Raw genomic sequence first — 6,893 nt, forward strand, 5'->3', positions numbered from 1 at the left:
GGCTTCATCAGCTAAGATCGTAGGCGCTTACTCTATCCTCGCCATAAAGTAGGATACGGTCACGACAATTTGACGTTGATCATCAAATGATGAGTGGTAACTAATCACGTCATTTGTCGTAGCGCCTGCTATAACCTCTCTTCATCCCTTTCTCCATTAATAACCCGAATTTCGGCTTAAGTTAAAGCGCTTCTGTCATTGCGGAACTCTCATCCCTAATTCCCCCTGGAATAAAACTAAGATAAATCTGTATTCGTAAATGATATTTTTAAGTCGATCTTAGTGACATCATCATGAACGAAAAAGCGGTTTTTACTACTGAGATTTTTCAACAGACGCGTCACTTCTAGAAAAGTACAGCGTGAAAAATTAGAGTGCTAACATAACAGGGAGATGCTGTAATGGTTTTTTCTAATGTTTATCAATGGATTGAAGTGGCTCAGTGAATCTGTCTATTGGGTTGATATCGCTGAGGGGGTCGACATACCTAACATTTTCGACGAGATGTATTTATAATCAGAGTATAACAAAACTGCATTGTGTATAGAAAAAAAACATCTACCCTAGAACAGAGAAAAATCCTATATTGAATCTCATTGGCATGTTAGGCTGTTTTTTGCTGCGTATATTACTCTTGTTATCTCACCTTTTTAAGGTTTCTCCCCCTTTTTAACTGAATAAAAATAGAATTTTGGTTGAATATTATTTGTGATTTACTCTGTTTATAACAGAAGCGTTAAGGATGATTAATTAAGGAAAGGAAGTCAATAATGAAAAAATTCTGCCATCTGTTGTTCTTAGTGCTATTCTGCTTGCCTGAGAGTTTGGTAGTATTAACTACCAATTAAATAAATTGATTAATTACGAATGGTGTTATTGACTACTACAGATAGAGCGGGATATCTATGGCTAGCGTTACCTAGAGTTGGCAATTAAGGAGGTTAATGTTTAGTGACATTGAAAGAGATATTGTCAGTAACAATCTAGCCTGTGAATTATATTACTGTCATGGAATTAAAGATGGTTATATAATTTTTTTATTTAAAAGATTAAACTATAATACGTATAAATAAATAGAGGTATTATGAGATACTTGCCAAAGCTCCAACAACTCCAGGCATTTCAAGCGGTAATACTGCATGGCAGTATCCGTGCCGCAGCCAAGGCGCTTGACCAATCACAACCAGGGGTCACACGCAGCTTACAGGAGTTGGAGCAGGTATTGGGGACGGCATTGGTAATAAGAGGCGGCGGTGGTGTGATACCAACCGAAGCAGGCCGATTATTTAATGCGCGTATTGAGTTGGTATTAAATGAGTTAGACCGTGCCTTGGATGAGATTGAGCACCTCAAACACTTGACATCAGGGCCTGTTGTAATAGGGCTGTCATCGTTACCTATTTTAACTATATTCCCAGGGGCTTTGAAAAGATTTAAAAAAAAATATTCAAAATCAAGTATTACCAATATGGAAGGGCAAATATCTGAGCTGCTGCCATTCCTGCGCATAGGCAAGCTGGACTTTATTATTGGTGCCAACATACCTTCTGAATACCTGAGCGGGCTTGTGCAGGAACCTCTATTTAATACATCATATGCCATATATGCCCGCAAAGGACATTCTTTGGCAAATTGCGCATCATTAGCCGAGTTGCAGGAGGCGGATTGGTTTTTGCCTGTAACAACGATGGGGCATTATGATCAATTGGAATTATTGTTATTTGGCTCAAAAAATTATCAGAAAAAAGCAATAATGCGCGGTACGGGTACCGCCGCTTTACAAATGGTTATGAATGCGGATTACCTGACTATTGCGACCAAAGCGATGGTCCGTACACATTTTCTCGCGCAAAACCTTTGTACTATTCCAGTGAAAGAAGCTATGCCTAATGCTGAATTCTGCTTAATCTATTCCTCAGAGCGTCCCTTAACGTTAGCGGCGAGAAATTTGATGGATGAGTTTCATCGGGAATCTCAAAATTACAACTGGGATTGAGTTTGTACACAGACTGCGTCATGGTCCGATATTGATATGCTCATTATATTTTAAGTGATATATGCCGCACTATAATTTGAACTGCTTGTGGCATAAATTTAGTGGGCTATCAGAAATTAACTGATTCTTGAGTAATGAGGAGGTAGTCCATGGAATAGGAGTTCATCCAGGTGTGGCCATTAATGATGGTTAATGCTATGGGTTGAGAAATCCCGCCCGAGCCTAGCCCTACTGTTCCGGCGAGGTGTTGCTCGCTTTTAGATATTTTTGTTTATACATAAAGACAGGTTGTTCCTGTTAAACTTCGCCTGACGTTCTTTGTTATCCCAAGAGATACCGCACGATGTTAGAAAACAATCGACTTGAACCTGGCCGCATTGCTGGCCGTATAGAGTACCGTATGACGGATATTTCTGTGCCCAAGATAGTCTTGAATTAAACGTGTATCCATACCTTGTTCTGCTAGTGCATAACCGCAAGAGTGGCGCAACATATGCGGGGTGACAACCACACTGATTCCTGCTGTTTCCCCATAGCTTTTAACCGCTTTATAAAATCGTTGGCGCGAGATCCGTGTTCCGTGGCGCGAAAGGAAAAGCCACTCACTGTCCGCGTTTAAATAACTTGAGCGTTGCCCAAGCCAAGCGTTAAGCAATGTGATTTCAATATCGTGCAACGGATGCTGAACTGAAAAGCCATTTTTTAGCCTGCTAACGTGAACTTTTTTGTTCACTAAATCAATATCGGAGAGTTTCAGCGCTGTTAGCTCACTTACCCGAAAACCATGGATATAGCACATCAAAATCATACACTGATCCCGATAGTAGTTATTCCCGCGCGCAACACTTGCCAGTAAACGATCTACCTCGTTTTTATTTAAGTACTTTCTTGTTCTCACCACTTTTTCCTGGAGCTACCTGTCACTGATTGATGCATGTATCCTACTGATTTTATGTACTCTTAGGTGGTGGGTTTGGTTGCTCTTTTGTTGCGTTTTGGTTGTTCTGTGTTGTCTTTTGTAGCTAATGTTTCTAAATGTAAGGCTGTTATTGATGTTGATAATCACAAGGTATCTCTACGACGAAACTGGCGCCGCCGAGTTCTGAGGTTTTCACGTAGACCGTGCCCCGGTGCAACGCAACGATTTTATCTACGATAGTCAGCCCTAAGCCAAAGCCTCTAATCCCTAATTTCTTGTTGCCTTTTCCCCTGTAGAACGGTTTAAAGATTTTATCTACATCCTCAGGAGCGACCCCTTTACCATTATCTTCGATAGAAAAAGTGAGGATTTCTTCAGTACGTGTTACGTTCACCTGAACTATGCTCTTAGTGTACTTTTTGGCATTGCCAAATAAATTGCTCAATACACGTTCCATTAAGTTCATATCCATATAAACCCAACCAAGATTGCTGTCGTAATTTTTTATAAACTGAATGTTTTTACTCCCCTTAATGGCTGTATCAATCTGTTCATCAAACCAGGTGGAGATATACTGCTTTTGCGGAAAGAATATTTTATTATAGTTTGCAATGCTGGCATAACTTAGTGCGGTATCAATTAATGACTCTACGCAATTAATTTCATCGTAGATATTATTCATTATCGCTTCTTTATTATCAGCTTCTTTCTCTTCGAGATAGTTATGGAGATGAAACCTTATCCTGGCGATCGGTGTACGAAGCTCGTGAGCCATGGTAGTCGTCATAGCTCTGCGCATCAGGGTTGCCTCCTGAATTTTATCCGCCATCTCATCCAGCGCGCTAGCAATGGGTTTGAAGATAGCCGATGATGCCCCCTCTACCCTGGCCTTCAGATCCCCTGCGCTCAGAAGCAGGGCTTTTTGGCGTATTTTCTTTACGTCACACCAAATAGGATTGAGCCAACTGTAACAAAATAGTGCAATTAATAAAGCAAGCCACAGCATTCCATTAATATATACACGATATCTTATAGTCCGATCTTCTGATATTATGTTTCCAATACCAAACTGGCTTGCATTGAGAGAAAGAACTTTATTGGTTCCTCTGATTTTTTTAAGGGCAGTATCATCATTAATGATGACTATCTCTCCTTTAAGTATCCTGGCGTATTTATCTGCGGGAAGTTCCTTTTGGAGGTTAACCGCACCCACGACTCTGACAGAGTAAATTGAGTATTCATTCAGTTCATTAAATTTTCCATCCAACTCTCCCTCTTTATGTAAAAGGTATTTTCTTTCTAACAAATTAATGGTTTCCTGAATAAGTTCATAGTGCGCCCGGGCCGTTAAGACTGTCATAGTGCGTGTTTTTACAAAGTCTATAATGGCATAGATAACGAAGCCAAATAGCAGGCAGAATAGATAAAACCTCAAAAACATGATGACTCTAGGCCAGTTGTTTATTTTCATCTTTTAGGCGCCCTGACTGTGCTATTCATTCCAACCATCACGATTCAGAAGATATCCTTTTCCTCTGATTGTTTTGATTTTTTTGGGATTTTCGGTGTTATCGTCAAGCTTCCTGCGCAACCGGGATATGTGAATATCTATTGTGCGATCCAGCCCATCGAAATCAATGCCTTTCAGTGCCATCAACAGTTGATCGCGCGTGAGAACTTTGCCTGCGTCTTTAGCCAACAGCAGCAGCAGATCAAATTCCGCCGTCGTCATAGGGATTTCTTGCTGATACAGAAAAACGGTTCGGGAACTTGGGATAATGACCAACTGCCCGAGCTCCAGTACGGGATTCACCGGCTCTTTCTTTTCTACCACGACGGATTTACTCACACGACGGAGTTGGGCTCTGATCCTGGCGAGTAACACTCTAGGCTCAACGGGTTTAATAATGTAATCATCAGCCCCAAGTTCTAACCCCAGGATCTGATCGAGACTTTCCCCCAGAGCCGTTAACATAATAATCGGCCCATGATATAACCCCCCGAGTTCCCTACAGACATCCATACCACTTTTGCCCGGCAGCATGATATCCAGCAATACCAGGTCAGGATGATGTTGCAGGATATGGGTGACGGCAGATTCACCATCACCGATCACCGTAACGTCGAACATATGATTCCTTAAAAAATCGGAAATCAATGTTGCCAAGGGTTTGTCATCCTCAACCAGAACGATAGTTTTTCTTTCATTCATAAAAAGTCTCATTAATTTAGTGATATAAGAAAAGTCTATCAATTTGCGCTAAAACGACAATTTTTGTCATTTAAAAAATGTCATTGTATGCATGTGCTATAGAACAATGAATTCACTTATTTAAATGAGCCCACTCTGCTTTTTAATTATGTACGCAGTTCGGTTTTTGCGACAGTTGAAATGCTTAATTAGGTATTTAGCGCTTGGTGCTGCGCATCCAGAGCCGTTATCACTCTTTAGCATTATGACGCGTTCGGGACGGTGCTATGCAGGCTTGGGGTATTGCGGTACTCGCAAATTAATTTTTAACTGTGATTAAAATCATTAGGTTATGAGATTCTGTGCTGCTTCTGCCGTTGGGGCAAAGGGGCAGCCATGACGTTATCTGGATTTATGAGAGAGATATCTGAGCTGTTTATCTGGTTTGATCTGTGGTGAATGGATAACAAAGAAAAGATATTTCACCGGGTGAAAAAGTGAGAAAGACGATGGGGCAATGGCAGATAACCCTCAGGCACCACCGTCGTTTATGAGACAGGCAACAAACGCCATGCCCGGTAGAATAAAAACGTGCAGCGAGGCCATTGAATACTCAATGGCTTCGCTGCCGATAGGTTTACTGATAAATAATCGTGAACTGGGCGCTGGCGTTGGCCATACCGGCAGTAATGGTATCGGAGATGGCTTTGTAACGAGCAATAAAGTTCAGATTGGTGACAGAGCCTACGCCGGTTTCCAGGGTATAAGGCTGGGAGTTCTCAAACAGATTAACTACCTGCTGGCTGGCATCGGAAAGCTCGATGGCTACGCCTTCAGCAGTGTCTACGCCAGGGGTCAGTGCCAGTACGCTGTTGTCGCCGGCAACGCTGGTGCCATCAAATTTCACCACTGCGGTGGTGGCTGCTACCGGGCAATCTTTCAGTACCAGTTGGAACTGGGTGGGTGCTGCTGTGCTGCCGATGCCGTTGAAGGCGCTGGAGGCGACTTTACCCAGCGTTACCGTCAGGTTCTGTGAGTCGGTATCAACCGTACAAGCGACATCGGTAATTTCGCCCATAAAATTAATGGTACCGTCAGCAGCAAATACGGCAGGGGTGGCAACAACCAGAGAAAACAACGCAGCGCTAATGATGCTCTTTTTCATAATGTTTCTTTTCAATCCGTCTTTTGGGCATAGCTAAATGCCGCTTTATGTAATTAAACCCAATGATAATTTGAGGTGGGACGTCATCATCGAATTATCTTCTGTGCCACCGCATGGGGGGGTTTCATTTGATATCGGTGAGTCACCGGCTCTAAATGATGGGCTTAGCTTACGTTTATTCCGAAATGCATGATGGAGACTTTGGTTATCTCTGTGTTGTTATTTGTACAACTGATAACAAAGTGTAAATACTCGCCGCGTTACTTAGTTATTGATAAGTGATATTCAGCGTTGCGGTGGCCTTGCCTGGCATTACCGTTGTCAGAGTTTGGTAATAGCGCGCCTAGAAGCCCAGGGTTTCAACACTTAACAACCGGTTTTCGCCAATACTCATGGGGATACTGTTATAGAGGGTCTGCGCTCCCACACCGTTGACCACATCAGCATTGCCTGCACCGCTGAGGGCTAATACGCTGGTATTGGTGGTATCGGCATTCTGAGGGCCGTAACGCCCTGCTGCCATTGTTCTGGTGCCACATAGCCACGGGCCTCGCTCTTCAGTGCCGCCTGTGGAATGCTCAGGTTCAACTGCTGGTTGTTGAAATAGAATTCGGTATAGGCA

6 protein-coding genes are annotated in these 6,893 nt (G+C 42.5%); 1 reads left to right on the forward strand and 5 read right to left on the reverse strand.

Annotation, left to right across the window (positions count from 1 at the left end; translation table 11 throughout):
* Nucleotides 1-1,084: 1,084 nt before the first annotated feature.
* A complete protein-coding gene (locus AC2A1E_RS23605; protein ID WP_484385774.1) occupies nt 1,085-1,996 on the forward strand; it encodes a LysR substrate-binding domain-containing protein in 912 nt (303 codons plus the stop codon).
* A 346-nt stretch (nt 1,997-2,342) separates the two neighbouring features.
* On the opposite strand, the gene AC2A1E_RS23610 is transcribed toward AC2A1E_RS23605, so the two are convergent.
* The 5 genes from AC2A1E_RS23610 to AC2A1E_RS23630 form a co-directional block, all read right to left on the reverse strand.
* Nucleotides 2,343-2,894, reverse strand: coding sequence for a tyrosine-type DNA invertase (locus tag AC2A1E_RS23610; RefSeq protein WP_484385775.1), 552 nt, complete (start codon nt 2,892-2,894; stop codon nt 2,343-2,345).
* Between the two features lie 148 nt (nt 2,895-3,042).
* Nucleotides 3,043-4,386 carry a sensor histidine kinase gene (locus AC2A1E_RS23615; RefSeq protein ID WP_484385776.1) on the reverse strand — a complete coding sequence of 448 codons (1,344 nt, stop codon included), beginning with the start codon at nt 4,384-4,386 and terminating at the stop codon, nt 3,043-3,045.
* Nucleotides 4,387-4,407: 21 nt separating this feature from the next.
* Nucleotides 4,408-5,127, reverse strand: a complete 720-nt coding sequence (locus AC2A1E_RS23620) for a winged helix-turn-helix domain-containing protein (protein WP_484385777.1) — start codon at nt 5,125-5,127, stop codon at nt 4,408-4,410.
* 616 nt (nt 5,128-5,743) lie between these two features.
* Nucleotides 5,744-6,271: a fimbrial protein gene (locus tag AC2A1E_RS23625; protein ID WP_484385778.1), complete on the reverse strand. Its 528-nt coding sequence runs from the start codon at nt 6,269-6,271 to the stop codon at nt 5,744-5,746.
* Between the two features lie 465 nt (nt 6,272-6,736).
* Nucleotides 6,737-6,859 (reverse strand): FimD/PapC N-terminal domain-containing protein, encoded by a 123-nt coding sequence (locus AC2A1E_RS23630; RefSeq protein WP_484385779.1) that lies wholly within the window; start codon nt 6,857-6,859, stop codon nt 6,737-6,739.
* Nucleotides 6,860-6,893: the final 34 nt, after the last annotated feature.

Source organism: Serratia sp. HNCC26DJ206, assembly GCF_057180605.1.